The following is a 26,883-nucleotide window of genomic DNA, read 5'->3' on the forward strand; positions in this document are numbered from 1 at the left end:
CAGTCTTAAACTTTATATCAAAATCCGCGATATCTGGATCATGAAGATTCTAAGAGGCATGCCCGACATGGGCAGGGCGATGACCGAAGACGACGTCAACAGGTTCCTTGAGAGCAAGCTGAACCTCCAGATAGCAACAATAGACGAGAAGGGCGATCCCGTTATACAGCCGGTGTGGTTTCTATATGACAAAACGGCGCAAAAGATCTACTTTGACACTGGCAGGGAAGCAAAAAAGCTTGCAAACATACGCCGAAAGCCGAGGGTCTATTTTTCCATCGACACTGAAGAGTACCCCTACAAGTGCGTCAAGGGCAAGGCCGACACAACGATTTCTGAAAACCCGGCGAAAAACGCGCCCATAGTGGAAAAGATATGCACAAAATATCTTGGGTCGACAGACCACCCTCTTGCAAAATCTCTTGTCGACATGGCGAAAAACGGCGTGTCGGTGGTGCTTGAGCTGACGCCAAAATACTACACCGCCTGGGACTTTGCAGAGGGCTGATAAAAGACTAAAATGCACCCATGACCATATAGAGAACAAGGGAAAGGCCGATGTCAGCTTTTGACGAGAACCCGTACTCGGTCCACTTTGCCCACTTTGCGGCAAAACTGGAGCAGCACCTGAGAAAGAATGGCGTCTCGTGCGACGACGCTGACAGGATAATCGAGGAGAGCTCGGCGCTTTATTTTGAAAAGCTCGGCCCTTCAAACAAGCTTTTCAAGTTTTTGAAAAAGAGTGATCCCGAGCGCGTGTTTGTCGACTCGGCCCGCAGGGCAATTGCCGCGCGCCTGCCAGAAGCAGTCAGCACCTTTGGCTCGCAGGTGGAACTGACAAAGGCAGTTCACTAGGGGAAAATCATAATAGACATCCAGTCGTAGTGCCTGCGTTGATAGTAGGGGTACCGAAGGAGCTCAAAGAGTACGAAAACAGGGTCTCGCTCACTCCCCGCTCGGTGGCCTCCATAGTCTCGCACGGAAGCAAGGTCATAGTGGAATCGGGCGCCGGCGCAAAGTGCGGGTTTTCAGATGACGATTACGTGTCTGCAGGCGCTGCCATTGCAAATGCAGACGAGCTTTACGCAAAATCCGACCTGATAGTCAAGGTCAAGGAAATCCAGGTAAGCAAGGGCGAGCACCTGCGCCTTGAGCCCAAACACACCGTGTTTTGCTTCAACCACTTTGAGTCAAGCAAAGAGATGACAGAAGCGGCCGCAAGGTCCGGCGCGACTTTCATCTCGTTTGAGAAGGTGGTCGATTCGGAAGGCAACACGCCGATTTTGATGCCCATGAGCAGGATAGCAGGCACGCTTGCGGGGATATGGGCGGGGTGTTTCTCAAACCACGTGCTCAGGCACGGAAGCTCGCTCCGCATGAAGGCCGGCTTTGACCAGCTGAAGGCAAGGATAGCAGGCGACTTTGAGCAGATAGCGTCGACTCAGAAATTCGCCGGCGAGCTTGCGCTCAGCCTTTCTTTGCACGACAAGCTGGTCGTGATATTTGGCGGAGGCAACGTCGGCGAGTCTGCAGCCAGGATATGCAGCGCGCTAGGCGCAAAACTTTTGATTGGAGAAAAGCGCGACTTGCGCAGAAAGCACCTGCAAAGCCTGGGCCTCAACAGGTGCACCGTTTCTGCGGCAATTGACAGCGACCTGCTGAAGGGCGCAAGCGTGATTATAGGCGCCACCTACGACAGGGAAAGGGCTGACAGGGTCGTCGACGAAAATGTGCTAAAACAGGTATCTGAGACGCGCAAGAAGGTGATAATAGACGTGTCCATCGACCAGGGAGGCAACTTTCCCTTCATCGACCAGGCAGGCAGGTACTCGCCTGAAAGCATGGGCACCATAATGAACCCGGCGCAGCTCGACTATTTCGGCAACATTTTCGTTCGCGTGCCAAACATGCCGTCGACAGTCCCGCGCTACGCGTCAGGCGCTCTTTCGGCAGCGATAACGCCGTACGTGCAGGCAATTGTTGCCGGCAGCATGGAAAACGGGCTTGCAGGCGCAGTGAGCATCAGGCAAGGCATGATACTTGACGAGGCGGTGTCAAGGGCGCACGGCATGCCCCTTGCAAAGGCCTAGATGTTTACGGGCCTTGCCGCATACGACTTTTTTGCAAAATACAGCATAAAGCCTAGCCACGAGGCGACCTGCAATGCAGTGATGTAGAGGTCGATTGCGCCCGAGTTGTATATCGAAGAATACAGGCCTTCAAGGAGTATCTTGGCGCCCTGATCTACTGCGTAGGCAAGGCCGACTGCCAAAAGCGCGTAGTGTTTTTTTGCAAAATACGCGATTATGAGAGCTGTGCTGCCTGCAAGGCCGAACAGCCCGCCCATCGCGTTGTAGACAAAGTTGTCCTCAAGGTTCCCAAAGCAGAGCATGTGGCCGCCGGTAAAGTCGACCCAGACGCGGTAGGGGTAGCCGTTTGCAGTGCAGATGTAGACGTGGCCCGTTTCGTGCAGCAGGCTCACCGGGATGCTGAGGGCAAGATACAGCGCGACTGAGAGGAGAATCACGCGCCGGTCCAGCTGCAACAGCTGTCATTGTCGTGATGGGGCTTTATGCGCATCGTTTTTTAGTCCGCGCTCTTATGATGAGTCAGTGTCTTACGACTCCCACGACCTGTGCCCTCTGTGCAACCACGAGTACGGCTACCACGGCAAGAGCGGCTGCCAGAAGGAGTGTTGCAGCTGCGGGTCTGCTTGCAGTGTTTGAAATAAAGTGGGGCCGAAGGGATTTGTCCTGACGCGGCGAACGCCGCAATCATTTGAACCCTTGACCCACGGGTTTCTTGCTCTAACTAGCCCATGCGTTAGATCTGGAGCCCGTTGCGATGCCTGGCTTCGCTACGACCCCACAAAGTGGCACCGTGTTTTTGATAGCGCCAAGATGTCTGTATAAGTTTATTGTTTCTTGAAGCGGAACTTATCCAGCTTTATCAGCTGCTGGTACGAGCCAAACTGCGACGGGTCGGCGCTGTCAAGCGCAGATTCATCGTCGTCGCCCTCGTCTTTGTATACCTTCAATAGTTTGTAAGAAGTCGAACGTTGCGCAGGTATCCTGCCGGCAGACCTAATCAATTGCCGTATCTCTTTTGGCCTCATCAGCTGGCCGTGCTGCGCGCCTGCGGCAGTTGATATCGACTCGTTTATCAGCGTGCCTCCAAAGTCGTTTGCGCCTGCCGCAAGCAAAAGCTGCGACATCCTTGCACCCTCTTTAACCCACGACACCTGGATGTTTGGTATGTGGTTGTTGAGCATTATCCTTGCCACTGCGTGCATCTTTATCACCTCAAAGCCGTCGGCGCCTGCGCGTATGTTGTCAACTGTGCGGTGGCTGTACATCGGAGCTTCCGTATGGACAAAGCTGAGCGGGACAAACTCGGTAAAGCCGTGCGTCTCTTTCTGAATGTCTCGCAAGAGCGCGATGTGCTCCGCCTTTTGTTGCGAGTTTTCGATGTGGCCGTACATTATAGTCGATGTCGTGGGTATGCCAAGCGCGTGCGCCTGCCTGATTATCGAGACCCACTCGTCCACCTTTATCCTTCCAGGCGAGATTATGTCGCGCAGAGGCTGGTTGAGGATTTCAGCCGCTGTGCCGGGCAGGCTGCCAACGCCTGCCTCTTTTAGCATCTTCAGGTACTCGTTTGTAGATGTCTCGGACCTCACTGCTCCGTACAATACTTCTTCTGGCGAAAACGCGTGGATGTGAATGTCTGGAAGTTCCTTTTTCACTGCCTTGCAGATGTCCACGTAAAGGTGGCCGTCCATCTTGGGCGGCAGGCCTGCCTGTATGCACACCTCTGTCGCGCCAAGAGATGCTGCTTCCTTGGCGCGCCTTACAATCTCCTCGTTTGGAAGGAAGTAGCCTTCCTCTTCGCGAAAGTCGCGTGAAAACGCGCAAAAGCCGCACTGCTTTATGCACACGTTTGTGAAGTTGATGTTGCGGTTCACGACATAGGTGACGATGTCGCCCACTGCGCGCTTGCGGAGCTCGTCTGCAACCGCTACCGTCAGGCTCATCTCAAGGCCCGTGCTGTCAAACAGCGCGACTGCCTCGTCAACAGAGACGTCCTTCCCGTCAAGCGCCCTGCCAAGCGCCGACGCGACTACCGGGTCCGCGCTTTTCAAGAGCGCGTCAAGCGCCATTTGCATACTCCTCCTTGACAAGGCCTGAATCGTCAGAAAGCAAGTTGACGTAGTCATGCAGCCGTTCTGATATAAATCCACCTTCAAGGAATTCAGGGTAGACAGGCAGCCTTGCGCGAAGTTTCTTGCCTTTTTGCTCGGTCACCTGCCTTACTTCGTTTATGGACGGCCAGGGAAACTCGGGGTTGACGTGGTCGATTGTCACAGGCGATATGCCGCCCCAGTCGTTTATGCCGGCGTCGATGTATCGCCCATAGATAGCCGGGTTGAGGTTTGGAGGCACCTGGATGTTCATCCCCGGCATTATGAGGCGTGCAAGCGCAACCGCGCGGATAAAGTATTCCTTCGGGGTTGAAGGAAAGCCGGCCATGCCGGTCTCCGGCTTGGGCTCAAAGTTCTGCAGTATCACTTCCTGTATGTGGCCGTGCCTTTCGTGGAGCTCTTTTATGACAAAAAGCGAGTCGACCATCTCTTCGGGAGTCTCGCCGATGCCGGCAAGCACGCCGGTGGTCATCGGTATCTTCAGCTCGCCGGCAGACTCTAATGTCTTTATCCTGACCTTGGGGTTCTTGCTGGGCGCCCCGTCGTGCGCAAGCCCCTTTCCCATCAGGCGTGCGCTCGACGACTCGAGCATGACTCCCATGCTGACGTTTGTCTCCTTTAATCGCGCCATCTCGCCCTTTGTCAGGCTGCCCGCGTTTGTATGTGGAAGCAGGCCTGTCTTTTGCAACACCTGCTCGCCGATGTCGCAGATGTAATCGACAGTTGACTGGTAGCCCATTGACCTTAGCCAGTCCCGCGCCTCGGGGTATTTCTGCTCGGGCCGCTCGCCTGTAACAAAGAGTGCCTCGGTGCACCGGGCGTCCCTGCCTGTCTGCGCAATTGCCATCACGTGCTCTGGCGAGAGCATGGAAAGCATCGGGTCGCCCGGCTCCTTTTTGTATGTGCAGTACGAGCAGGTGTCCCGGCACAGGTTGACGAGGTTGATGAACACTTTGCGCGAATAAGTGACAATTCCGGGCCTTGTTGAATCCCTGGCCCTTCCCGCTGCTGCAACAAGCGTCGCGGTGGGGCACGACGACATCAGCCCGGAGGCGTCCTCCCGCGTGAGCGAGCCCGGGCTGGCAAGCGCCCTGTCCAGTGCCGAGTCAGCCAACATCTGGATTTGTTACGGCCGGTGCACTAATAAACACTAAGGCGTGTCCTGCGCGCTTGGCCTTGCCTCAAGCGTCAGATCGATGTTCATCACGGTGCCGTCCCTCAGGATTGTCAGCTCCAGCGTGTCGCCGACTGTCTTTTCGCGCTGCAAGTAGACCAGTATGTCGTCGAGTTTCCGTATCGGGTTGCCGTCAAGCTCAAGTATGATGTCGCCACCAAGTGGCACCGTCTGGCCCTCAATCCTCGTCGGGTTGTCGCCTCCTTTCAGGCCGGCCTTTTCAGCAGGGCCGCCTGCAACTACTTCAACTACAAGCACGCCCCTTGGCTCGTCAAGCTCGAGCGCGCTTGCAAGGCCGGGCGTCATGTCCCTGCCTGAAATGCCCACCCACGGGTGGTTGAACGTGCCAGTCTCTATGAGCGACGGAACTATCTTGGCAATAGTGTTTGACGGGACCGCAAAGCCGATGCCGGCAAACTCGCCCGTGCTCGACCGGATTGCAGTGTTTATGCCGACCACCTCGCCGCGCGTGTTGAGTAGCGGGCCGCCAGAGTTACCCGGGTTTATCGGCGCGTCGGTCTGGATGATGTCAGGTATGAAAAACTGCAAAGAACCGGTGTTCTGCGCAGGTATCGTCCTGCCGACGCCACTAATTATGCCCGAAGTCATCGAGCTTGAAAGCCCGAACGGGTTGCCGATTGCGGCGACCTGCTCGCCCACCCTTATCTTGGTCGAGTCTGCAAGTGGGAGCGGCACCAGCTTTTCTGCCGGCACGTCCTCGACGTAAAGCACGACGAGGTCCGTGAACGGGTCGGTGCCTATCAGAGTGGCGCTGTACACGGTGCCGTCATAAAATGTCACTGCAAGGTTCCGCGTTCCTGAAACGACGTGGTTGTTTGTCACGATGTGGCCGTTGTCGTCATAGACAAAGCCCGTGCCAAGGTTGCCCTGCTCCGTCGGGTCGTTTGTAGCGGTAACCTGCACCACCGACCTCTCGGTCTTCTCAAAGAGGTCTGGAAGCGTCAGCTCCTGGTCTGCCGCCTCGACGGTGCTCACGCGGCCGACCCTGAACGCGTCGTCGTCAAGCTGGTCGCGCGTTGTACCCGTGTTCGTGTTGATGAGGCTTGAAATGTCCGGCAGCTGTGTCGTGCCAAAGTCAAAGCTGTTGAATTGCGAAAAAGCGAAAAAGATGGCCGCCGCAGCAACGACTACCGCTGCCGCGAGTATTGCCTTGTTCAACCCGGGGAAAATCCGCCCTTTGTGCTAATAATCCTTTTCCCGGGGCCTAGCGGCTGATGTACTGCACTTCAAGTCCTGTCGGGACTGGCATGTCGAGAAGTTCTACAAGCCTTCCGTAGTAGTGCAGAAACGCCCTGCCCTTCTCAGTCGCCCTGTAGACCGTCCCGTCGTCGCTGGTGGCTTGCTCAAGCATGCCCCTTTCTATCAGCTCCGCAATGTACGCGTGCACCTGCTCGTAGCTAAGGTTGGCCCTGTACATGATGTGGGTCTTCTTTATACCCGCAGTAGCCAGGCCGAGCACGTCGCCCATTATCTGGATCCTTCCTCTGTTGTTCTTGCGTTCTGTAGCCATGCGGTAGACTACTGAACAAAGCTACATTAGGGGCATGGCGGAATTTTGAATTGGAACGCGCGTTCCAGCTCGATTCTAGCGCATGAAGCTCTGTTTTTCGCTGACGGTGTAGTGCCGGTCGCGCCACCTCACGGCGTCTTTCTTGCGTGCATCGACTATCGCCGAAGCAAAGCCAAGGCAGATGAGAGCGCCCCCTACAGGTGCGCCAAGGGCATAGGCGGGGCTCTGGAACACCCCGAACCTGCTCTGGACGGCTGTCGTGAGAAGGAGCGCCGAGATTGTCAGCATCTGCACCGTCATTAGCGCAACTGCCGTCGGCGCCGAGAGGCCGCCGTCGGCAAGGGCCAGGACGGGAAGCGAGTATGCAAGGAACAGAAACGGCGCAAAGAGTATGAAAAACACCGCTGCGGCTATGAGGTGCGCGCCTCGTTTGTCCTGGTGGTAGAGCGGTATAACGAGCCGGCGCAGGCCGTGCCAGAGGGTCGAAAGGTCGCGCGCCCAGACGGCGTCGACGTATTTCTCGCCCCTCACCATCTTCATCCTGTGGCCTGCCTCCTTGACCCGGGAGCCGAGCGCGCCGTCCTCGACGAGCTCCTCCTTGACTGCGACGTGCGTGCCCACTGCCTCGTACGTCTTTCTTGTTATTACAAAAAAGCTGCCGAAAAAGTAGCCGGTCTTTTTGCCCGGGTCGTTCACGCGCAGAGGCGAAAAGCGGGTGTGCAGAAATGTCGACAGGCCCGGAAGCGTTATCCGGGTCCACAGGTCCTTGCAGAGAAGCCGGGGTATCGCCGTCAGCGCGTCGAGGTTTTCTGCAAGCATGTGGCCGACTGCAAGCGATATGGCCGTGGGCTCGTGCTCTGTGTCGGCGTCTGTGAAAAACAAATAGTCGCCTGTCGCAGCGCCGTAGCCCTGCACGCACGCCCAGTTCTTGCCGGCCCAGCCCTCCGGCTTTGGCGGCGTGTCGACATGAACGACGCGCCTGTCTTTTTTTGCGTAGCGCTCGATTATCTCGCCGGTCCTGTCAGTCGAGCCGTCGTTTATCGCTATCACCTCAAAGTTTGGATAATCCTGCGCAAGGAGCGTGTCGAGGCACCTTGCGATGTACTTTTCCTCGTTTCTTGCCGGGAGTATCACGCTCACCTTGGGGTGGCCGACACCTGCCCTGCGGTCAAACGACTCTAACTTTGGCGCAAGCCGGAACGACTTTGACATGTAGGCAAGGAAGTAGACCCACACGCCAAATATCCCTGCAAGGATTGCTGCAAGGGCGATATTGACTGTGGCTATGCCCAGGTCGAGCGCTGGTTCCATGTCCCGCTATTCTACTGCCTTGGCTATGCGCTCAAGCGCCTGCTCGGTCCCTTCGTTGATGTGCTTTTTCACCATGCCCGAAAACATCCCTAAAAATCCCCCCAGCTTGAAATCCCATACGACATCGACCCTTGTCTTGTTCCCAGAACCGTTCAGGGTAACAAGCCTCGTGCCGGTTATCGGGCCATCTGTTATTTTGGTTTCAATCGAAGTGTTTGGGTTGAGCGTGACTGTCTGCATCGTCTTTGAATCCTTGAACGCGATTATCACCTCACGCTTTATGACGTTGCCCTCCTTGCTGATGTTTTTGACTGCCTTGGTGCCGTGCCAGTACTGGGCCTCGTTGTCCACGTCTGATATCACCGCCCAGACCTTGTCAAGGGGTGCTGCAATCTCGCGGCTGACGTTTACGGTAGCCATGCCAGTTGTTCTCCCCAGCCGCTATATTTGCCTAGAGCGCCTTTATCCTTGCAGCCTCGTGGGGCTTTGTCCTGTCCCACAGTGCACCGAGTACCGTGCCAAGCACGAGCCAGAACATAGTCATGGTCGCGCCCGACGCAATCCTAAAGGCGCCGACAAGGTCTGCAGGCGCGTTCACCGCGTCCGGGTTTGCCGGCAGCGCGAAAAACGCGGCCGCGACTGTTGCAGTGTATATCGCCGGTGCAAGGAATCTGCGCGACTTTACAGGCATCTTTTTGTATGCGATTCCAAGCGCAAGGGCCGCAAAGCCAGAGATGGCAATTATCGCAATGTAGAGGCCCTGCCTCAGGTATATCGTCTCGGGGTCGCCTACTGCCGGCGGGTTTGCGGGGTACTTGAGCGCAGGGACAAGATACAGCGCAAGCCACATAATGCCTGCAAGCGCAAGAGCCTTTTGTAGGTTGGTAGAGCCCGGGAGCGCATTGCGGCCGTAGGCAAACACGATTCCAAACAGCGCGCCAAGCGACATGCCAAGGACCGCGCCTGCGGCAATGCTGCCTGACCTCTGCCAGATCCTGTACGTGGCAAACTCTGACGGGTTGATTATCTCGCCTTCCGCAGTGGCGGCCTGGTTTTCAAGGTCGATTGCGGCGCTTAGGTACGGCTCGACGACGCCCTGATTGACAAGTCCTAAAACGGTGCCGGCAACAAGTCCGGACAAAAGGGTGATGGCAATAAAAGTGAGGGCCTTCATGCCGCAGTCAGCCTAGTGGCATGCAAACCCTGCGGCGTGTCTCATGTCGTGGTAGAACTCGTGCATCCACATGTCCTCGTACGCCTGCTCGCCCTGCGCCACACTGAAAAGCTGGCCCTGGTCAAAGCCCATCACAAACACGCCGAGCACGAGTATGCCGAGGAGCACGCCAACAGCTATCTTGGGGACGCCCGCAGCAGCTCTTGTAATCTGATCGGTAAATGACATTCAGTTCGGGATAATCTCGGTGTTATATAAATAATGAGATGGTTTGTCCAACTGGACGGTTTATCCAACCCGGGTGCAATGAATAAATCGCACGGCGCGCAACGAAAATTGTGCACATGTACGTCAGGGCGCTTGAAAAGGTGGCGACGAGGTACGCGCCAAGCAGGCTCCTGTCGTTTGGCGCAGTCCACGTCCTCGTCGCGCTGCAGCTGATGCAGCAGCAAGGGCGTGCAAGCCGCGACGCGCTGTGCAAAAGGCTCGGGCTCGGCGGAGGCGCAGCAAAGACCCTTGTCAAGCACATGAAGATGAGAGGCCTCGTGGAAACGTCAAACGGCGGGACGCGCATGACTGCAAAGGGCAGGGCTGTTTGTCAGGGCATCATGTCTGCGATGCCGGCGGAGATGGCGCTTCCAAGGTCGCCGGTAGCGCTTGGCAGGCACAACTATGCTGTTTTGCTCAAAGAATTTGGATTTGCAGTGGGAACAGGCTTGGAGCAGCGCGATGCCGCCATAAGGATGGGCGCCACGGGCGCGACGACCCTCCTGTACAAAGAAGGCAGGTTCGTGATGCCTGACAGCAGCCACGACCCACTAAGAAAAGAGCCGTCATTGCGCAAGGAGCTGGTCGAAAAATTGCGGCCGCAGGACGGCGACGCCATAATAATCGGAAGCGCCGACAATAGCAGAGTTGCAGAGCTTGCAGCCAAGGACGCGGCGCTTGCCACGATAACGGCTCATGAAAAGCACTCCTAGAATCACGGGCCTTGCTCTTTATGCAGGGTGCCGCAGGTAAAGCTGATAGTTATATACCACCAGAAAGACCCTAGAGAAAATCTCGCTCAATTTAATATACTTGAACGGGGCTTTCCGGGTTATGGGTTTCTTGAAGAAGCTGAAGGAAGCCGCCGAGCAGGGCGTCGAAAAGGGCGCGGAGCTTGGCAAGAAGGGGATAGAAAAGGGTGCCGAAGTTGGAACCAAGGCTTATGACGGCGCCAAAGAGGCCGCGCAGAAAGGCGCTGACAAGGCAAGAGAAAAAAAGGAAGGATAGGCCCCTAGAGGTTTGACCTCAGGACCATACCGTAGATTGGCGACTCGCCAAAGTGGTCTATGACGCTTGTGTCTATCGAGATCTCGGCGACGCTGTCGTTCAGGATCTTGATGGTCACAGGAACGTCCTCGACCGGCCCATCTCTCTGTGTTATAGTGGCCGTTCCTTCAAACGTCACAGAAGTCTCGTCTGCGGTCCACTCGCTCAGGCTAAAGTCGTATATCTGGTGCCTGTGCTTTGCTGTGCCGTCCTTCATCACCATGGTAAAGCCGCTTGTGAAGATCATGTCCGGGCTTGCCGCCTCGTCTGCAGCTGGTATGAGCACCATCCTCCACGGACCGTAGACCAGCCACTCGTTTCCGCTCGAGTCTGTCTGCACGCTTGAAATCACGCCGACTGCCACGCCCCTCCTCCCGTCGTTGACGGTGGCGTGAATCCGGTCGCGCATGTTCATCCTGTCGCCCTGCGCGTCGGCAACGTTTGCCGCAAGCGCCGTCGAAAAAACCACGCCTGCCACAAGCACGGTGCTCAGGGCAAGAACCACTGCCAGTTTGGCGTTTTTCATTGCGCTTTACGCATTTGACATAGAGATATGTCTTGTGGAAGTTCTACACCTGCCCCCTGCAGGCAACGGCCAAATCTTTTTACCCTCGCAGGCACGCAGGTACCTCGAAGCACCAAATTGATCTCGCCGACTCTTGACATGAAGCAGATCCACGCAAGGGCTGTGCAGACCATAGAAAAGGGCGTCCAGATAGACCTGTCGACAGCTGCGTGCAAGCGCTACCTGCGCAGGCACGCAAACTCCAAGACAAGCGTAGCTGTGCTTTACGTCGACATAGACGGCTCGACTCGGCTGACGCTTTCGCTGCCGTCTGACAAGCTGGCGCTTGTGCTCCAGCTCTTCTCGCAGGAGATGAGCATGGTGGTGGCAAACTTTGGAGGGTACGTGCTGAAATACGTGGGCGACGCAGTTATAGCGATTTTCCCGGCAGAGCACGACAGCAGGCAGGCATGCCTGCATGCACTTGAATGCGGCAAGATGATGCTTGAAGTCGTGCACAGCGCGATTGCGCCGGCGCTCTTTTCGCACGGCCTTCCTGAGCTGCGCGTAAAGGTGTCTATAGACTTTGGCGACGTGCTTGTCGTGCTTTATGGAAAGAGCCTTGAAAACTCGCACATCGACATCATTGGTTCTAGCATCAGCATGGCTGCAAAGATGCTCGCAGTCGTGCCTGTTGACAGGATAATAATGGGCCAGGCAGTGCATGACAACCTGCCCCAGGAAGTCACAAAGTCGTTTGTGCAGTACGACGTCGACGAGTCGATGTGGTCCTACGTGGACCAGAACAAGAAGCGCTACAGGCTCTACCTGACGCTATAGAAACTTTATAATTTTCGGCGCCGCTGACATCTCGTGCCAGAAAGAAGAGTCCCAGAGAGCGACGGCGAGGGCGCCCACGTCACGCCCATAGGCTCTGCGAAAATAAAGCTCCAAAAGCCCGCGGTACTTGCAGGGTTTCCCGACAACGGCATGGTAGGCTCGATTTGCATCAACCACGTGATAGAGCAGATGGAGATGCACCAGGTGGCCTTTGTGGACTCTGAATACATCATGGCAAGCGCCCTCTTTGTGGGCAAGAAGCTGCGCCACCCGTTTCGGATATACGCAAACCAGAAAGGCACGGTGTGCGCCATCCTGTGCGAGGTGCCCATCCTTGCAAGGGGCGTGCGCCCCATAGTCAGGGCGCTCATCGACTGGCTCGCCGGCGAGGGCGCGACCGACGTCACCGTGCTTGGCGGCATATCCCCTTCAAACATCAGCCCCTCAAGCCTCACGCAGAGGAGCGCCTTTTTGCTGCAGAACGCCGACAGCGAGGCAGTGGAGAAAAACGGGCCGGCGCGGATTCCTGCGACGGCGTTTGTTGTAGGAATAGGCGGCGCGTTTTTGTCCTCCTGCGTCGCAAACAACATCACGTGCAGGGGCATGTTCGTGCCGTCGCTGGGCGAGGTCCCGGACCCGGGAGGCGCTGCAATAATCCTGGAAGCCCTCGGGTCCATAGTGCCTGCTGCAAAGGTGGACACGGGCCAGCTCAAGGCAGAGGCCGAGACCATAAAGAAGCACCTCGAAGAGCTCTTGAAGATGCAGCAAAAGATGATACAGGAGTACGAGAAAGGCGAGGTCAGGCCCGAGACCGAGCGCATCTACAAGTAATTATTTCCATTGGAAATGGCGGTAGAACGCCCATGTACGCATTTTAAAATTGCACCATTTTTTCGTGCTCAAAATGGTGCACGCTGCATCATTTTTGCACATCTCCACTGGAAAGCAAGGATGTCAAAAATCGATTACTTGCTCTTTGCAAGCACCTCGAGCGACTGGCCTATCGACCTCTTGACCTCCGCAAGCGTCTCTATGGAGTCCTTGCCACCGCCGTTCTGGTCCAGCTCGTTGTTGTAGTACTTCATCCACGAGTACGTGTGCTGGAGGCTCTTGAATACCTCGAACGGCAGAAGTGTCTGCTTGCCGCCCAGGAGTATCGCGTCCCACATGTCTGTAAAGAACGGCTTGAAGTCGCCGTACTGCAGAGACTCGTCTATGAAGCGCAGCTTGCCGTTCAGGTCGTCTGTTACGAACTGGACTATCTGGCGTCTGGCTAAAGCTTCCTCCCTGCGGATCTTGCGCTTGTCTATGTTTATTTCGAGCCATACCGCGCCGTAGATGATCGCGGCAAGTATGGCCATCTCGACTATGAGCGAGTCCCACTCTATGGCCATGGGGTGACTCGGCACGATTGGCTATTTATGGTTGCAGAGCGCAGCGCCGTGCTCTGCACACATATTAAGAACATGCGACGAACCTTCTGACGCATGAGCGTAGTAAGCGAGATAATGACAAGGGGCGCAGTCACGGTAAGGCAGGAGTCCAAGCCGACGGCGCTTGACGTCGCGCAGGTGATGGCAAAGAGCAGGACGGGGTCGGTCATAATCACGGCAGAAGGCAAGCCTGCAGGAATCATAACAGAGCGCGACCTGCTCAAGAAGGTCTCCGCCAAGGACAGAAAGCCGGGCGAGATCCCTGCCTCGCAGATAATGTCCTCGCCGGTCATAGCGGTCAAGGCCTACGACTCTGTTGACACTGCAGCAAGTGTGATGGCAAAAAACAGGATAAAGAGGCTGGCAGTCATCGAAGATGACGGCTCGCTTGCAGGTGTCATCTCTGCTACAGACATTGCCAAAAAGCTCGCCAGGATACTTGCAGACGACTACAACCGCTACGGGTCGCTCAAGGCAGTGCTTGACTTATAGTCAGAACCTCTCCTGCTGCCTGGGTCCTGTGTGGCACGCCTCGCAGGCGCCGCACCATTCGCAGACCTTTGGAGTCTCTGTCCCGCACTTTGAGCAGGCAGTCTCGGGGCGGTGCTCCCGGGTTTCGTGGAAGCTGTGGGGCTGGCGCATCCTGGTCATGGCGCACACGCTCCCTGCAGCCTGAACGCTCTATCCATGTCGAGTTTTGTCATGGCTTTGCTTTTGGCTGTTTTGTATTTGAAAGCCGGGTATGCAGTGCATTGCAACGCGTTCTTGCTCCCTAAATACGCAAAGCGCGAATGAACACACATGAGCAGGGCTTCGGGCTTGAAGATGAGCGACGGCAAGTTTGTGATGATAGCGATAGCAGGCACCATAGCGGCGTTTGCAATCTTGCTCGTTGTCGTGAGTGGAGGGGGCGTCAGGCACGTGCAGATATTCCTCCCTGAAAAGACCGAGAACACGCTTGCCTTCCGGGAAGTCGACGGCAAGACCGCGCTTGTCGGAATAAAGGGCATAGCGCAGGTCAACCCCACGATGATAATGCGGACCGGCGACTATGCGCTCGAGCTCACGGTGATAAACGAGGACGACAGACCGCACATGCTGTACATAGACGGCGTCGGCGTTTCGACAAAGGTGCTCAGGCCCGGCGAAACGGACGTCATATCGTTCCAGTCGCCCGGCGAGGCGGTCTACAACTATTACGACTACATGGACGATTCAAGGGAGCCTCTGGGACAGATTAGGGCCGTCAAGGTCACGGCGTTTGACTAGCGCATAGGTAGCTTTCTTTCAAACCTCAGCGTGACGTTGCCGTTCTTTTCTTCAAAATAGCACACCTCGTCTATGTCCATCTTTATAGTCGAGGTTTTCCTGTTGCACATTGGACACCTGCCAAGCGCGCCTTTCTGGTTTATGCAGGTCGCGCACCAGTGGCACCCGTCGCATATTTCCACGATGGCTTTTGGCAGCGGCTCTCCTGTCATCTTGCGCTGCTTCTCGTCAAGGCCCTCGTAAGGCTCCACCCGGCTTTCAGGAGACTCTGTCATGCCTTCTATCAGGCAGGCCCGATAATTAAGTCCAGAGATTGCACTGCATTGCAGTACAATCCGTTTGCGTAAATACCCGCCTCGCGAAAATCCGGCCATGACAGGCAGAATTCTAGTACCGCATGACGGGACGGAGATGTCGGACAGGGCCCTTGCCAGGGCAACCGAGTTTGCCAAGGCGCTTGGCGCCGAGATGGTAATAGTGCACATAGTGGACAGCAGGTTCGTGCCACCAAGCGCCACGCTTGGCTTTATCAGCGACAGGACGTCGCTTGAAGCCGCAAAGGCAGAGCTTGTGAGGATACTGAAGTCAGGCGCAGAGCAGATGCTCAAAAAGAGGCTGGAGGAAGTAAGGAAAAAGGGCGTCAAGGTGGACTTTGTCCTTGGAGTAGGCTCGCCTGCAGACGAGATTGTCAAGACCGCAAGGAACGTCAAGGCAGACACGATAGTGATAGGAAGCCGACAGCTGAAAGGAGCAGACAAGCTAAAGGCGCTTGGAAGCGTAGCAAGGAAGGTTTCTGAAACGGCTGACTGCCCAGTGATGATAATCCGCTAGGTCAGAAACTCTATCTTCAGCGCCCTTATCTTTTTTGTCACGGGGTCGATGTCAAAGGTGAACTGGCCCTTCAGCTTGTCCCCCTTTTCAAACGTAACGAGCGCGCGTGTCTTGCCGGTCTTGTCGCTTGACTTTACCTCCAGCTTGCGCCGCATGTCCGAGTTTGCCATGAGCGCGACCTTCAAGAACGCGGATATCTCCGATCTCCCTTTAAGCTCGGGCATCTTGCTGAACGGCTCTTTCAGGACCGCGTCGTAATCGAACATGTCAACCAAGTCCGGGAGGTTCTTGGATTCGATGAGCTTGAAGTATCTCCTCACTATCTCCTCATTGCTCATTTCGGTAATGTTGCGTGTCAGAGGCATCTTCCTGAATAAGGTTGTCTTTAAGAATAGATAACCCCTAGGTCTGCACTGTCTTGCAGGGTATGTCGTTTATCGAAAGATGACAGTAGCCACCGTCGTGTTCGGCGTGACTGTTATCTCGGCCTTGATGCTGGCAAGCTTTTCAAATATCAGGCTCAAAAGCTCCTTTGTGAAAAGCGACCAGTTCTCCCCAAGGTCGTGCTGGACCACAAACACGTGGTTGCGCGAGCCTTCAATGCGGTGGTCGGCCTGAATGCCAGAGACTTTCATGTACTCTTCAAGCACGTCGAGCACCACCCAGAGGTTGTACTTTTTCTTCATGAAGAGCACCGTGTCCTTCATTATTTCAAAGGCCATCTGCGCCGCGTGCTTGATTATTTCGTCACGATAGGCAGCGATGTCCTTTATGCCCTCCTCCTTGGCAAGCGAAATCGACTTGTCGATGATTGTAAGGAGCATCGCCTTTGGGACCGGCATCATACCGACCTTGTTCTCGAACCTGTCCCACTCGGTGTACCTCTTGAGGACCTGGTTCACAAGCACGTTGAGCGATATCTCGCGGTTGTCAGCTTCTGCCTGCATCTCGTCTATCACTGCAGAATCCACTCTGAAGGTGACGCTGCGGGTCTTGTGCTGGCGAGTTTCTTCCTCTGACATGCAATCAGATTTTGCCCTACGGTAGGTTAAAAGCGTTTAGTGGACTATTAGGACGGGACAGGGAGAGTGTTCTGTGACCTTGCGGGTCACGCTCCCAAGCGCCCTGAGCTTTGAGAGGCCGGAAAGCCCCTTGCTCCCCATGACTACCAAGTCCGCGTTCTCAGCCCTTGCAGCCTCAAGTATGACCTGGGCAGGGTCGCCCACCCTGTGCACAAAGGACGCCTCGAGGCCCTTCTTTTTGCTTGCCGCTACCTGCTCTTTTAGCATCCTTGTAGCCGAGTCCTCCGAAGCCTCGACGAGCTGCTGGGCAGCATCGTTTATTGCCGCGTTTGCCGCGTCTTGGAACGTGTAGACAAGCGACGGGAGCACGGTCGCGTTGACAAACACTATCTTTGCGCCTGACATCTTTGCAAGCTCCATCGCTTTTTCGGCGGCCCTTGCAGAATACTTTGAGCCGTCGTGAGGGACCAGGATCTTCCTGTACATGTCACCACTGCCTCAGGTCGCCTTCAAGCAGGCCGCTCCCAAGGTGGATCCTGTCGATGTGCTTTGAGAGGTCTTCATTGTCGTCGAACTTGGAGCCGCAATAAGGGCAGGCAGTCTTGGCCTTCTTGTCCTCGATGTGCGCGAGTTCTATGCTCTTGCTCGGTATGTTGCCTACCACGGTCTTGAGCGTGATGACGCCGGCCATCTCGCCTGCGCGAATAACTGGAAGTCTCCTTATGCCCTTGCTCCGCATGAGCGTCACCGCGTCCCGTACAGTCGCGCTGTCGCTCACAGTCACAAGGGGCGAGCTCATGACATCTTTTAGTGTTATCTTGAACGGCCCCATGTTTGCCGCAACCACCCTGTAAAGCACGTCGCGCTCTGTCACGATGCCGACGGGTATCTTTTCGCCCTTGCGGCTGACAAACACGCTTGAAACGTCTTTTTCCCTCATCACTTTGACCGCTTCTGCCACCGTGACTGACTCGTCCAAAACGACGGCCTCCTCGGCCGCGTCTGCCGCCCTGCTTTCAAGATAGTCTGACTGCATGACTGTTATTTGGTGCGGGCCGTTATATCGTGCGCGTGTGCACTGCAATGCACTATATGCAAAGGCGTAAAATAAGACATGATGGTAATGCACGTAGATGTTTTCCAGGATACTCGTAGGCGTGGACGGGTCAGAGTGTGCAAGGCGCGCGTTTGACGCCGCGGCAGAATTGGCAAGGGCAAGCAACGCAAGCCTGGTGGTGCTGTGCGTCGTCCAGCCGCCCATGCTTGTAGGCCAGCGGAAGGAGACTGCTGCCAGGTTTGTGAGGATACTTGAGAGGGAAGCCAAGATGATACTTGCCGACTATGCCCATGAGGCCGACAGGAAGGACGTCAAGGCAGAGACCAGGCTTGCAAAGGGCCACCCCGCAAAGGTGATACTTGAAACCGCGCATGCGGAGGAGGCAGACCTTGTGGTGGTAGGCAGCAGGGGCCGCGGGGGCGTGAAAGGGATGCTCCTTGGGAGCGTGTCAAGCGCCGTCGTGCAGAACTCTAAAGTTCCGGTCTTGGTTGTGAAATGACTAGAAATGCCGCGGCGGCAGGGGCCCAGCTGCGAAAGAGCATCGGGCTTTTTCAAGCCGTCATGTACGGTACGGGCCTCATACTTGGCGCAGGCATTTACGTCCTGATCGGGGACGTCGCAGGTATAGCAGGCAACGCCACGTGGATCTCGTTTGCACTTGCAGCCGCGATAGCGGCTTTCACCGGCCTTTCCTATGCAGAGCTTTCGTCCATGTTCCCAAAGAGCGCTGCAGAATACGTCTTTGTCAAGAACGCGTTTGGAAGCAACCTGTTTGCGTTTGTTGCAGGCTGGCTCATCATATTTGTTGCAATAGTGTCTGCAGCCGCCGTTGCCATCGGCTTTGCTGGCTACTTTGCAAGCTTTGTTCCCCAGGCAGACCGCCTGCTTGCAGCCGTTGCGCTTGTCGCGGTCCTGTCAGCGGTAAACTTTATCGGAATCCGCGAGTCGACATGGACTAACGCAGTCTTTGCTATAATCGAGGTCGCAGGCCTTGCCACCATAATAGGCGCCGGCCTGTTTCTGGGCTCTCCGGGAAGCACCGACTATTACGAGATGCCGCCGTCCGTGACATCGCTCCCGGTCGCGTTTGGAGCGATAGTGGGCGCTGCCGGCCTCATCTTTTTTGCATACTTTGGGTTTGAAAACCTTGCAAACATTGCAGAGGAGACCAAGAATGCCAGAAGGACCATACCTGTCGCCCTTGTAGTATCCATCGCAGTCACGACCGTCATCTACATCCTGGTAGCAGTCTCCGCAGTCGCGCTGGTGGGCTGGGAGGCTCTCTCGCAGTCTGATGCACCGCTTGCCTTTGCCGCCGAAAAGGCGTTTGGCAGGGTCGGCGTCATCATGCTTGCATCGATAGGCCTGTTTGCAACCACCAACACGGTGCTGATGCTGCTTGTGGCCGGCTCGCGCATAATATTTGGCATGGCCGCCGACCGCGCCCTCCCTTTCTCGCTCTCCACCATCCACCCGAAGACAAGAACCCCTGCAAGGGCGGTCATCGCAGCCATGGTCCTGACGGCGGCAGTCGTCGCGGTTTCGTCAGGCAGGATAGATGCAGTGGCAAGGGTGGCCGTCTTTGGCATATTCATGGTCTACACCCTTGTCAACCTGTCCCTCATATGGCTGAGGTACAAAAAGCCGGATCTGGAGAGGCCCTTTCGGACCCCCGGCACAATAGGCAGGTTCCCCATCCTGGCAGGCCTCGGCCTTGCCACCTCCCTCTGGATGCTCACCCAGTTTGACTGGATGACAGCCGCCGCAGGTGTCGCGGCTGCAGGCTCGGCAGTCTTATTCTACAGGCCGAAGAGGTAGTGTTTATCTTGCCTTTACGCCAAACTACAGGAGCGCAGCATGAAGTGGTCCCTTGAAGACTTTGTGTACGGGGCAACCGACGGTGCGGTCACGACCTTTGCAGTGGTCGCCGGCGTCGTCGGCGCGTCGCTTTCGCCGGCAATAGTGCTCATCCTGGGCTTTGCAAACCTCTTTGCCGACGGCTTTTCGATGGCAATCGGGAACTATCTGGCGACAAAGTCGCAGAAAGAGTACATCGAGCGGGCGCGCCAGCGCGAAGAGTGGGAGATAGACAACTTGGCAGACCAGGAGCGGCAGGAGATCCGCGACATCTATGCCAGCAAGGGGTTCAAGGACGAGATACTCGAAGAAATAGTGCGCATAATAACGTCCCGACGCAAGGTGTGGGTCGACACGATGATGAAGGAGGAGCTTGGACTGATAGACGACGCAAGGAGGCCCAGGGACACTGCCGTTACGACATTTGCAGCGTTCAACGCGATTGGCGTCATCCCGCTTGTGCCCTTCATGGCGATGTACGCGCTCGGCGCGATTGCCACCGCGGTGGATGCTTTCGTGTACTCGTCGGTGTTCACAGGGGTCGCGTTTTTCACCATTGGCGCGGTCAAGGGCAGGATACTGCAAAAGTCGCTTGTACGGTCGGGCGCCGGCACGCTTGCGGTGGGCGGGATTGCCGCAGTCGTGGCGTTTGTGGCAGGCTACCTTCTGAACCAGCTGATATAGCGTCCGCACTTGTTATAAGGTCGGGACGCCAATATCAGCCGTATGTCTTCGGAGGCGCCTGCAAGTTCAAACCAGGAGATACTGCTTGCCAGCTGGAGCGACAGGTTCTTTGCGTGGCTCATCGACTTTATCATAGTCCAGGTCGCGCTCGGCGCCGTCTTTGCGGCAGCGGCGTTCCCGTTCTGGTTCACAGCCGACTTTGACAGGATTGACCGCTGGTTTGGCCCCGGGCCGTTCAATGGACCTGTGAGCTATGCCATAACAAGCACCGTGTTTTTCGCGTACTGGACGTTCTTCGAGTCCACGCGGGGGCAGTCGATAGGCAAGATGGTGCTCAAGATAAAGACAGTCGACCTGGCGGGCAGGCCTGCAAGCACCAGAAACGTCGCCATCCAGAGCTTTGGCAAGGCTTTTCTTTTGCCGATTGACGTGATCCTCGGCTGGATATTCACAAACGAGAGGCGCCAGCGCATCTTCAACCGCGCAAGCGACACACTTGTAGTGAAAATAAAGGAAGGCTACGGCGAGCCTGGTACGACCTACAAAAAAGATTAGGGTGAGAGAACCACGAGGTTCCCGCTCATCGTCGGCTGGTGGTAGATGCATTGGTACTGGAAGACCCCGCTCTGGTCTGCCACGAACTCTATTGTCTTGTTGTCGCTAGCGTCCACGTCGTTGTGCGTCTGGTAGTGGTCTGCCATGGTGAAGCTGTGCTTTTCCTCCGTCTCTTCTGGCTCTAGGTTGTAAAAGTGGATGACAACCCTGTCGCCCCTGTTCACAGTAATCTCTTCAAGGGAGAACTTGTCAGGAGGTATCCCCAGCTCGTCCTCGTTTATGCTCTCGTCCACTTCTGAAAAGAGGTAGAACTCGCGCGTCTGCGGTTCTGCCGCCGCAGGCACAAGCCCCGAGATCTGGTCCTGCACCTGCATTATGCTTGCCGATGCGGCCAGCGCCACGGCGATTGCCGCCGCAGCTATTCCGATTGCCGCATAAGCGATTGCGTTTCCTGCCATGTGGAGAAAAGCTCTATTTTTCTATATTAGGAGCGTGAATGCAGTGCAATGCACAATGTTCATAGGGTTTATCATCCCACCCTATCCCCGTGGTAGAAATGCAGGACATTTCCATAAAGGCCGCCGCGCCCCAGATATTCCGCCGGCCGCTCCTCTATGTCAGTCCCGCTGACTCGCTTTTTCACGCCGCGACGTTCCTTGCGGTGGGACCCCAGATCTATGCCGATGGGCTGGTCGTGCTTGACGCAGGCAGGCTGGTTGGCAGGATAGGAGGCAAGCATCTTGCAAAACACATACTTGGGAAAAAAGAAAGGTGGCTTGACGCCAGCGCAGGCGAGATAGGCGAGCCGCTTGAAAAACCCCTTGACGCCGACTCGCCGCTCAAAGACGCGCTGTCCATGTTTTCAGAGACAAGGTTTGCGTTCATGCCCGTTGCCACAGGCGGCAAGATCGTGGCGTCGCTTTCAATCCGCGACCTGCTTGGAATAGCGGACAAGACCCGCAAGGCGGTTCAGCTGGCTTCCCCGATCACTGCAGTCCAGGAGAATATGGGCGTGGTGGAAGCCCTGAGGTTCATGGTCGACAAGGCCGTGCGCAACCTCGTGACGATGCGCCCGGACGGCCCTTATTTCATTAACGACAGGAGGGTGCTCGAGTTCCTGCTGAGCCACGAGGCCAGGCAGCTTGTGCAAGAGCGCGGCTTTTCCGCGCTCGACGACGTTCCTCTGTCGCACATAGAGTTCTACAAGGGCAGGGTGATGAACCCAGATGAGAGCACAAGCACTGCGGCAAGTCTGCTGTCGGATGTCTGCACGCCGTGCATTTTCATCGGGTACAAGATACTGACGCCGTGGGACCTTGTGATGAAGTGACTAGTTCGGAGTTATCACGGCTCTGCCGGCTATCTTGCCTGCCTTCAGCTGGTCGATTGCGCCGTTTATGTCCTCCAGCTTGAATGGCGCAAGGGAGTGCTTCACCTTGCCCTGCCTGGCAAGCTCTATCACCTCTGCGAGTTCGTTGTAGTTGCCCCACAGCGAGCCGGTGATGGTGTTCTCGTTGATGACCGCAGGCATGAGCGGCACTTTTATCATCGAGCCAAACAAGCCCACTATGGCAAGCACGCCCCCCTTGGCAAGGATGCCGGCAGACGCAGAGATCGTGTTTTCAGCGCCCGCGCAGTCAAGTACGAGGTCGACGCCCCTGCCGCCGGTTGCGTCCATGACCTGCGCCCGCAGCTCGTCTGATATTGGAAAGGTCCGGTCTGCGCCAAACTTTTTGGCAAGGTCGAGCTTTTTCTCGTTCCTGTCTATTGCCATCACAGTCGAGGCCGGCCCGAAAAACCGTGCGTACTGGACGCCGTACGAGCCAAGGCCCCCGATGCCCACCACCGCGACCGACGTTCCCGGGACAAGCATGTGACGGAACCTGCGTATAGCCCTGTATGGAGTCAGCCCCGCATCTGTCAGCGGCGCAAGCTCTTCTGCCGAAAGCCTGCCGTCTGCTTTTATCAGGAACCTGTACGACGGGACAGAAACGTACTGCGCGTAGCCCCCGTCCTGCGATATGCCGGGCCACTTTGCCTTGGGGCATGACTGCTCGTCGCCAAGCTTGCACACGTGGCATACGCCGCAGCCCCATCCTCCAAAGACTGCCACGAGGTCGCCCACCTTAAACAGCCCCCCTGGCACGTCCTCGCCCAGCTCTTCTACGTATCCCGCTATCTCGTGCCCCGGAGCCAGCGGAAGCCGGAGGGGTATCGAGTCCTTCCATTCGCCGGCGATGAGGTGCAGGTCAGAGTGGCAAAGGCCGGCGGCGCCGACTTTGACTACCACGCCCGGGCCCTTTGCGCGGGGTTTTGGAACTTTTTCAACGACAAGCGGCTTTTGGTACACGTGTATCCTTGCAGAAAGCATGCTCATATCCTGCCAGAACTCCTGTATGATATTTCAGGAATTCGATTGCAGTGCAATGCACAATATTCACACCGGTTAAGAACCCCGGACCCGACGACTGGACGATGGCCTGCAGGGGAATATGCACACAGTACAAGACGACTGCGCGCTATGTGGAAAACCACAAGCGCTGCAGGATTTGCGATATCTTCATACACTGGGAGGGGGCGCGCTGCCCCTGCTGCAGTTTTGCCCTCAGGACGCGGGCCAGGAACGCAAAAAAGCTTGCTCGCATAGGCTGAGCCTAGTAGCAGACCGTCTGGCTCTTTTCGGCAATCCTGAACGCCTCTGCGCGTGCATCAAGCCCGATGCCGGTGTAGACGTCAAGGTGTTTGCCTATTATGGCAGGTCCTGTGTCAGCGGCAGTGAACGTTTTCTGGTTCCACGGGTCCTTCAAGTATGGCATGGTTATCTCTGTAAAGTACGGTATCACAGAGGTGTCGGTTGCGACGTACCCCACTTGCATCACCATGCCACTTGAGCCCCGCGGCTCCTCTGAAATGTGGAAACCTCCTCCCCAGTAGCCCAGATAGCTGCCGTCATTTGCAAGCCCCGAGCCCTGCATCATTATCTCTTCCACGAATCCCGCGTAGTAGGCCCTCTCGCCTTCATCGGTCATTATTGTAATCGATCCTGTGCCGGCATAGTCTGACTCTATGGGTGTAAAGTACGCGGTGACGTTCCATCCGTCGTAGCAGACCTTGCCTTCAAGAAGAGCGGGATCAATCTTCCTGCCCTGCACGTCTATCTCCATTATAGCCGCCCAGTTGTTGTCCGTGTTGCCGTACACCTTTATCTTGACGTAGCGCGCGCCTATTGGCTCAAACGAATAGTTCTCCGGCGCCGCCGTATTGCCGCTGCTCCGGCCGTGGATGTAGAATTCTTTAAACGACGTGCCGTCAACCGAGGTAAGGATTGCAAAGTGGTACACCCGCACGTCGCCCTTGTACCAGGCAATGTCAGCGCTGCAAACCATCCTCATTCTGCCGAGGTCGACCTGTATCCACGAGCCGATTCCGTTGTTGGCCCATCCAGTCTTCGGGTCGTTGTCTATGGCCCTGTGAGGATAGCTCCCGGTCTGGTGGCCGCTTGCAATAGCCCTGTCTATCGGGAGGTTGACGCATGACTCTGCGCTTGCTTGCTGCGGTGTCAGAAAAGCTACCGCAAGCACGACGGCGATGAGCGGTACCGCATAGTGTAATCCAGAGGCAGGACGGTTTCCTGCTTTTTTTGTCCTGAACGTTTGCATGGTGCAATCGTAGGATGGTCGGGATTTATCAATCGGGAGTACACTGCAAAGTGCTGTACAAGAGCGACCCAAAAATGCCGAGAGGTAATACTTTGCAGTACATCGCGTATTGGCGAACGTGGCGCCGGGGGAATGAATTTTACCTAGACATGTACTGGAAGTAAATACAGTCTTTATTGTGTTTATAGAAAGGGAACCTGTAATATTCCTCTTTTTTGCCAAAATCTGGATGCTGGAATCAGTGCATTGATTTAAAGTATGAGGATTTGGCCTCTGTAAAAATGAAGCAGAATAATCATCCTTGAAGCTTGGTGATCATCCTCCTGCCTCCAGCTAGCAACGCCGGGAGGTCTGAGGCGCGGTACGCCTAGTAGCAGACTGTCTGGCCCTTTGCTGCTATCCTGAACGCCTCTTCCCTCGAGTCGAGGCCCGAGCCCGTGTAGACGTCGATGTGCTTGCCGATTATTGCAGGGCCCGTGTCTGCCGCAGTAAAGGTCATCGAGTTCCAAGGCTCTTTCAGAAACGGTATCGCTATCTTGGTAAAGTAGGGTATCACCGACGTGTCCGTGGCGACGCGGCCAATGTCCACCAAAAGCCCGCTTGACGTGCGCGGCTCTTCAGATATGTGGTAGCCACCGCCCCAGTAGCCAAGGTAGTTCCCGTCGTTTGTCCTGCCCGACCCCTGCACCAGTATCTCGTCCACGAATCCCTTGTAGTAGGCCCTCTCACCCTCGTCAGTCATTACAGTAGTCGAGCCGGTACCAGCATAGTCTGATTCTATTGGTGTAAAGTAGGCGGTGATGTTCCAGTCGTCGGAGCAGACCTTGCCCGCAAGGAGCGTGGTGCTTGGCGCCTCGCCCTGAACGTCTATCTCCATTATAGCCGCCCAGTTGTTCTCGGTGTTGCCATATACTTTGATCTTGACATAGCGCGCACCGATGGGCTCAAAGGAGTAGTGCTCAGGAGAAAGCGTCGAGCCGCTACTCCTGCCGTTCAGGTAGACTTCCTTGTAAGACTCGCCGTCAAGCGAAGCTAGGATGGCAAAATGCGCCACGCGCAGATCCCCGCGGTACCAGGCGATGTCGACGCTGCAGACCATCTTTGGAGATCCCAGGTCGACTTTTATCCACGAGCCCAGGCCGTAGCTTGCCCAGCCCGTTCCCAGGTTGTCGTCGATTGCTCTGCTCGAGTAGCTCCCCAATTGGTGGCCGCTTGCAGTGACTTTGTCTATTGAAACGCTCTGGCACGTCGCGGCCTGGGCCTGATGAGGAATCGCAATGGACGCGGCAAGGACAACTGTTAGAACGAGGATAATTGCACGCAACTTTTATGCAATCTGAGAGGAGCATTTATTTTGCTTGTGGAGTCTGTGCCTGTGACAACGTAGCAGAAGATTATGCCTGAAGTTTTGCAATCAGGTTGTCTGCCTCTATCTCGCCCTTTTTCGTGAGCGAGTACAGGTCGTCGCCTGTGTCTGTCTGGCCGTCTTTCTTGACAAGCCCCTTTTTCACAAGCCTGCCGGAAAAGTTGCCGCCCTCAAACCAGTTGCCGTACGCCTTGCCCCAGTCAGAAAGGACGGCCTTTATCTGGTCCTTTGTCTGCTTTGCATTCAGCCTGAGCGCGACCACTATCAGGTCCTGCGTTCCTACCTTGTCAACCTTTTCTGCAATGCGCTGCTCAAGCCCGCGTGCAGTAGCTTGCGGGGCCTTGTATACGGCCTGCTCTAGCGACGCGACCCTCTTTTGCAGGTCGCGGATTGCGCTTTCAAGATCCATTTCCCAGCATGCATCCGGCTGTTGCCAATATATGCTTTCAAGAAGAGTACTGGTCTTCGCCGCCAAGCGACTCCATGTATGTTGCATGACAATCCTTGCACTGGTTCCCAACAAAGCTTGCCTCATCGATTTCCTGCTTGCAGTTCACGCATTTTCTTGTCGCCATGAGGCACTGTTGAAAGTGTGCCTGGCGATAAGTGTTTCCGGCATTTTGCAACAGTTCGACTGCCCCGCGCCAGATACGCTTTAAATATTGGGAAGCCGTCCTCTTCCCTTGCCAAAGTTGTTGGGTCCTGAGTGTCTTAGCCAAACCAAAACAGTCAGGGCCCAACGGCCTGGCTTAGAGGCTGTGGTAGAAAGTTCTAGGAATTTAATATTCAGTTCGTGTACACTGCATTGCAAGATCGATTGATCCGGGCTCACGAAAAATCATCAGACCATTTTCAGCATACGCTGGGTCTGTAAAATAAAAAGGAAAGAAAAGGGGAGTTTAATCCCACTTGCTCCACGCGGCCATCCATCTGTATGTCCACGTGTTGAGCTTTGCTCCAAGCGCCGCCATCGGCACGCACAGCACTGCACCAGCTCCAGATCCCAGAGCGACAGGCGAGTTGTAGAACTTACCTACCTGGGGCTCTATAGGCGTCATGTACGCTGGCAGCGTCGGTCTCGGATACTTGAAGGCTACCTC

38 protein-coding genes, 1 tRNA gene and 1 pseudogene are annotated in these 26,883 nt (G+C 55.9%); 15 read left to right on the forward strand and 25 right to left on the reverse strand.

The annotated features are described in order from the left end of the window. Positions 1-40 precede the first annotated feature (40 nt). The 3 genes from HXY31_RS04285 to HXY31_RS04295 are packed head-to-tail and all read left to right on the forward strand — an operon-like array spanning position 41 to position 2,090. The gene (locus HXY31_RS04285) at positions 41-508 is read left to right on the forward strand and encodes a pyridoxamine 5'-phosphate oxidase family protein (protein WP_292640075.1); all 468 of its coding nucleotides are present in this window, start codon (positions 41-43) and stop codon (positions 506-508) included. 50 nt (positions 509-558) lie between these two features. Continuing rightward, positions 559-855, forward strand: a complete 297-nt coding sequence (locus HXY31_RS04290; RefSeq protein ID WP_292640077.1) for a hypothetical protein — start codon at positions 559-561, stop codon at positions 853-855. A gap of 38 nt (positions 856-893) precedes the next feature. Beyond that, on the forward strand, positions 894-2,090 hold the full coding sequence (locus HXY31_RS04295) for an NAD(P)-dependent oxidoreductase (RefSeq protein ID WP_292640079.1): 1,197 nt from the start codon (positions 894-896) through the stop codon (positions 2,088-2,090). Here HXY31_RS04295 and HXY31_RS04300 read toward each other — a convergent pair. From HXY31_RS04300 to HXY31_RS04345, 10 genes are all read right to left on the reverse strand, one after another. Continuing rightward, entirely contained in the window at positions 2,087-2,545 is a 459-nt protein-coding gene (locus HXY31_RS04300) for a hypothetical protein (RefSeq protein WP_292640081.1), read from the reverse strand. The two genes, HXY31_RS04295 and HXY31_RS04300, sit on opposite strands and share 4 nt — an antisense overlap. A gap of 188 nt (positions 2,546-2,733) precedes the next feature. Beyond that, positions 2,734-2,867, reverse strand: a tRNA-Trp gene (locus HXY31_RS04305). Positions 2,868-2,914: 47 nt separating this feature from the next. Beyond that, entirely contained in the window at positions 2,915-4,165 is a 1,251-nt protein-coding gene (gene cofH, locus HXY31_RS04310) for a 5-amino-6-(D-ribitylamino)uracil--L-tyrosine 4-hydroxyphenyl transferase CofH (protein ID WP_366933076.1), read from the reverse strand. Beyond that, entirely contained in the window at positions 4,149-5,318 is a 1,170-nt protein-coding gene (gene cofG, locus HXY31_RS04315) for a 7,8-didemethyl-8-hydroxy-5-deazariboflavin synthase CofG (protein WP_292640085.1), read from the reverse strand. The genes cofH and cofG overlap by 17 nt, the downstream gene beginning before the upstream one ends. 33 nt (positions 5,319-5,351) lie before the next feature. Beyond that, positions 5,352-6,554: a trypsin-like peptidase domain-containing protein gene (locus tag HXY31_RS04320; protein WP_292640087.1), complete on the reverse strand. Its 1,203-nt coding sequence runs from the start codon at positions 6,552-6,554 to the stop codon at positions 5,352-5,354. Positions 6,555-6,600: 46 nt separating this feature from the next. Beyond that, complete coding sequence (locus HXY31_RS04325) at positions 6,601-6,906, reverse strand: DUF4364 family protein (RefSeq protein ID WP_292640090.1); 306 nt, start codon at positions 6,904-6,906, stop codon at positions 6,601-6,603. A gap of 75 nt (positions 6,907-6,981) precedes the next feature. Continuing rightward, a complete protein-coding gene (locus HXY31_RS04330) occupies positions 6,982-8,217 on the reverse strand; it encodes a glycosyltransferase (RefSeq protein WP_292640093.1) in 1,236 nt (411 codons plus the stop codon). Between the two features lie 6 nt (positions 8,218-8,223). Beyond that, positions 8,224-8,637: an SRPBCC family protein gene (locus tag HXY31_RS04335; RefSeq protein WP_292640096.1), complete on the reverse strand. Its 414-nt coding sequence runs from the start codon at positions 8,635-8,637 to the stop codon at positions 8,224-8,226. Positions 8,638-8,668: 31 nt separating this feature from the next. After that, entirely contained in the window at positions 8,669-9,391 is a 723-nt protein-coding gene (locus tag HXY31_RS04340) for a CbtA family protein (protein ID WP_292640098.1), read from the reverse strand. Between the two features lie 12 nt (positions 9,392-9,403). Continuing rightward, the gene (locus HXY31_RS04345) at positions 9,404-9,619 is read right to left on the reverse strand and encodes a CbtB domain-containing protein (protein WP_292640101.1); all 216 of its coding nucleotides are present in this window, start codon (positions 9,617-9,619) and stop codon (positions 9,404-9,406) included. 116 nt (positions 9,620-9,735) lie between these two features. On the opposite strand from HXY31_RS04345, the gene HXY31_RS04350 reads away from it, so the two are divergent. After that, positions 9,736-10,371 (forward strand): DUF4443 domain-containing protein, encoded by a 636-nt coding sequence (locus HXY31_RS04350; protein ID WP_292640171.1) that lies wholly within the window; start codon positions 9,736-9,738, stop codon positions 10,369-10,371. Between the two features lie 121 nt (positions 10,372-10,492). Further along, positions 10,493-10,666, forward strand: a complete 174-nt coding sequence (locus HXY31_RS04355) for a hypothetical protein (RefSeq protein ID WP_292640104.1) — start codon at positions 10,493-10,495, stop codon at positions 10,664-10,666. Positions 10,667-10,670: 4 nt separating this feature from the next. Here the strand turns inward: HXY31_RS04355 and HXY31_RS04360 are convergent, their stop codons facing one another. Next, a complete protein-coding gene (locus tag HXY31_RS04360) occupies positions 10,671-11,231 on the reverse strand; it encodes a hypothetical protein (RefSeq protein ID WP_292640106.1) in 561 nt (186 codons plus the stop codon). 117 nt (positions 11,232-11,348) lie between these two features. Here HXY31_RS04360 and HXY31_RS04365 point away from each other — a divergent pair, with 117 nt between their 5' ends. Further along, positions 11,349-12,050, forward strand: a complete 702-nt coding sequence (locus HXY31_RS04365) for an adenylate/guanylate cyclase domain-containing protein (RefSeq protein WP_292640108.1) — start codon at positions 11,349-11,351, stop codon at positions 12,048-12,050. Between the two features lie 33 nt (positions 12,051-12,083). Beyond that, positions 12,084-12,881 (forward strand): PAC2 family protein, encoded by a 798-nt coding sequence (locus HXY31_RS04370; protein ID WP_292640110.1) that lies wholly within the window; start codon positions 12,084-12,086, stop codon positions 12,879-12,881. Positions 12,882-13,015: 134 nt separating this feature from the next. Here the strand turns inward: HXY31_RS04370 and HXY31_RS04375 are convergent, their stop codons facing one another. Continuing rightward, positions 13,016-13,444, reverse strand: a complete 429-nt coding sequence (locus tag HXY31_RS04375; RefSeq protein ID WP_292640113.1) for a hypothetical protein — start codon at positions 13,442-13,444, stop codon at positions 13,016-13,018. 93 nt (positions 13,445-13,537) lie between these two features. On the opposite strand from HXY31_RS04375, the gene HXY31_RS04380 reads away from it, so the two are divergent. Further along, positions 13,538-13,975 (forward strand): CBS domain-containing protein, encoded by a 438-nt coding sequence (locus HXY31_RS04380; protein ID WP_292640116.1) that lies wholly within the window; start codon positions 13,538-13,540, stop codon positions 13,973-13,975. On the opposite strand, the gene HXY31_RS04385 is transcribed toward HXY31_RS04380, so the two are convergent. After that, the gene (locus tag HXY31_RS04385) at positions 13,976-14,134 is read right to left on the reverse strand and encodes a hypothetical protein (RefSeq protein WP_292640118.1); all 159 of its coding nucleotides are present in this window, start codon (positions 14,132-14,134) and stop codon (positions 13,976-13,978) included. A 168-nt stretch (positions 14,135-14,302) separates the two neighbouring features. Between HXY31_RS04385 and HXY31_RS04390 the strand changes: the two genes are divergently transcribed. Beyond that, on the forward strand, positions 14,303-14,752 hold the full coding sequence (locus HXY31_RS04390; protein ID WP_292640121.1) for a hypothetical protein: 450 nt from the start codon (positions 14,303-14,305) through the stop codon (positions 14,750-14,752). On the opposite strand, the gene HXY31_RS04395 is transcribed toward HXY31_RS04390, so the two are convergent. Further along, on the reverse strand, positions 14,749-15,027 hold the full coding sequence (locus HXY31_RS04395; RefSeq protein WP_292640123.1) for a hypothetical protein: 279 nt from the start codon (positions 15,025-15,027) through the stop codon (positions 14,749-14,751). The two genes, HXY31_RS04390 and HXY31_RS04395, sit on opposite strands and share 4 nt — an antisense overlap. A gap of 97 nt (positions 15,028-15,124) precedes the next feature. Between HXY31_RS04395 and HXY31_RS04400 the strand changes: the two genes are divergently transcribed. Beyond that, positions 15,125-15,583 carry a universal stress protein gene (locus HXY31_RS04400; RefSeq protein ID WP_292640126.1) on the forward strand — a complete coding sequence of 153 codons (459 nt, stop codon included), beginning with the start codon at positions 15,125-15,127 and terminating at the stop codon, positions 15,581-15,583. Here HXY31_RS04400 and HXY31_RS04405 read toward each other — a convergent pair. The 4 genes from HXY31_RS04405 to HXY31_RS04420 form a co-directional block, all read right to left on the reverse strand. Beyond that, on the reverse strand, positions 15,580-15,921 hold the full coding sequence (locus tag HXY31_RS04405; RefSeq protein ID WP_292640129.1) for a nuclear transport factor 2 family protein: 342 nt from the start codon (positions 15,919-15,921) through the stop codon (positions 15,580-15,582). The genes HXY31_RS04400 and HXY31_RS04405 overlap by 4 nt on opposite strands. A gap of 96 nt (positions 15,922-16,017) precedes the next feature. Next, positions 16,018-16,605 (reverse strand): hypothetical protein, encoded by a 588-nt coding sequence (locus tag HXY31_RS04410; RefSeq protein WP_292640132.1) that lies wholly within the window; start codon positions 16,603-16,605, stop codon positions 16,018-16,020. 36 nt (positions 16,606-16,641) lie between these two features. Beyond that, positions 16,642-17,091 (reverse strand): universal stress protein, encoded by a 450-nt coding sequence (locus tag HXY31_RS04415; RefSeq protein WP_292640135.1) that lies wholly within the window; start codon positions 17,089-17,091, stop codon positions 16,642-16,644. A gap of 1 nt (position 17,092) precedes the next feature. Further along, positions 17,093-17,641, reverse strand: coding sequence for a CBS domain-containing protein (locus tag HXY31_RS04420; RefSeq protein ID WP_292640138.1), 549 nt, complete (start codon positions 17,639-17,641; stop codon positions 17,093-17,095). A gap of 97 nt (positions 17,642-17,738) precedes the next feature. Between HXY31_RS04420 and HXY31_RS04425 the strand changes: the two genes are divergently transcribed. The 4 genes from HXY31_RS04425 to HXY31_RS04440 are packed head-to-tail and all read left to right on the forward strand — an operon-like array spanning position 17,739 to position 20,758. Next, entirely contained in the window at positions 17,739-18,161 is a 423-nt protein-coding gene (locus HXY31_RS04425; protein ID WP_292640142.1) for a universal stress protein, read from the forward strand. After that, positions 18,158-19,480, forward strand: a complete 1,323-nt coding sequence (locus HXY31_RS04430) for an APC family permease (RefSeq protein WP_292640145.1) — start codon at positions 18,158-18,160, stop codon at positions 19,478-19,480. Before HXY31_RS04425 ends, HXY31_RS04430 begins: the two co-directional genes overlap by 4 nt. A 39-nt stretch (positions 19,481-19,519) precedes the next feature. After that, positions 19,520-20,203, forward strand: coding sequence for a VIT1/CCC1 transporter family protein (locus tag HXY31_RS04435; RefSeq protein ID WP_292640148.1), 684 nt, complete (start codon positions 19,520-19,522; stop codon positions 20,201-20,203). 42 nt (positions 20,204-20,245) lie between these two features. Then, positions 20,246-20,758 (forward strand): RDD family protein, encoded by a 513-nt coding sequence (locus HXY31_RS04440; RefSeq protein WP_292640150.1) that lies wholly within the window; start codon positions 20,246-20,248, stop codon positions 20,756-20,758. On the opposite strand, the gene HXY31_RS04445 is transcribed toward HXY31_RS04440, so the two are convergent. Then, a complete protein-coding gene (locus HXY31_RS04445; protein WP_292640153.1) occupies positions 20,755-21,216 on the reverse strand; it encodes a cupredoxin domain-containing protein in 462 nt (153 codons plus the stop codon). The two genes, HXY31_RS04440 and HXY31_RS04445, sit on opposite strands and share 4 nt — an antisense overlap. A gap of 98 nt (positions 21,217-21,314) precedes the next feature. Between HXY31_RS04445 and HXY31_RS04450 the strand changes: the two genes are divergently transcribed. Beyond that, positions 21,315-22,088: a CBS domain-containing protein gene (locus HXY31_RS04450; RefSeq protein WP_292640173.1), complete on the forward strand. Its 774-nt coding sequence runs from the start codon at positions 21,315-21,317 to the stop codon at positions 22,086-22,088. Here HXY31_RS04450 and HXY31_RS04455 read toward each other — a convergent pair whose 3' ends face one another. The 6 genes and pseudogenes from HXY31_RS04455 to HXY31_RS04480 form a co-directional block, all read right to left on the reverse strand. Then, on the reverse strand, positions 22,089-23,135 hold the full coding sequence (locus HXY31_RS04455; protein WP_292640156.1) for an NAD(P)-dependent alcohol dehydrogenase: 1,047 nt from the start codon (positions 23,133-23,135) through the stop codon (positions 22,089-22,091). A gap of 277 nt (positions 23,136-23,412) precedes the next feature. Then, a complete protein-coding gene (locus tag HXY31_RS04460) occupies positions 23,413-24,417 on the reverse strand; it encodes a discoidin domain-containing protein (RefSeq protein WP_292640159.1) in 1,005 nt (334 codons plus the stop codon). A gap of 367 nt (positions 24,418-24,784) precedes the next feature. Next, entirely contained in the window at positions 24,785-25,741 is a 957-nt protein-coding gene (locus HXY31_RS04465; protein ID WP_292640162.1) for a discoidin domain-containing protein, read from the reverse strand. Between the two features lie 70 nt (positions 25,742-25,811). Next, complete coding sequence (locus HXY31_RS04470) at positions 25,812-26,192, reverse strand: hypothetical protein (RefSeq protein ID WP_292640164.1); 381 nt, start codon at positions 26,190-26,192, stop codon at positions 25,812-25,814. Between the two features lie 37 nt (positions 26,193-26,229). Beyond that, complete coding sequence (locus HXY31_RS04475; protein ID WP_292640166.1) at positions 26,230-26,358, reverse strand: hypothetical protein; 129 nt, start codon at positions 26,356-26,358, stop codon at positions 26,230-26,232. Between the two features lie 324 nt (positions 26,359-26,682). Further along, positions 26,683-26,883: pseudogene (locus HXY31_RS04480) on the reverse strand (ammonia monooxygenase); the annotation flags it as partial.

This window comes from Nitrososphaera sp. (assembly GCF_013388945.1).
Classification (GTDB): domain Archaea; phylum Thermoproteota; class Nitrososphaeria; order Nitrososphaerales; family Nitrososphaeraceae; genus Nitrososphaera.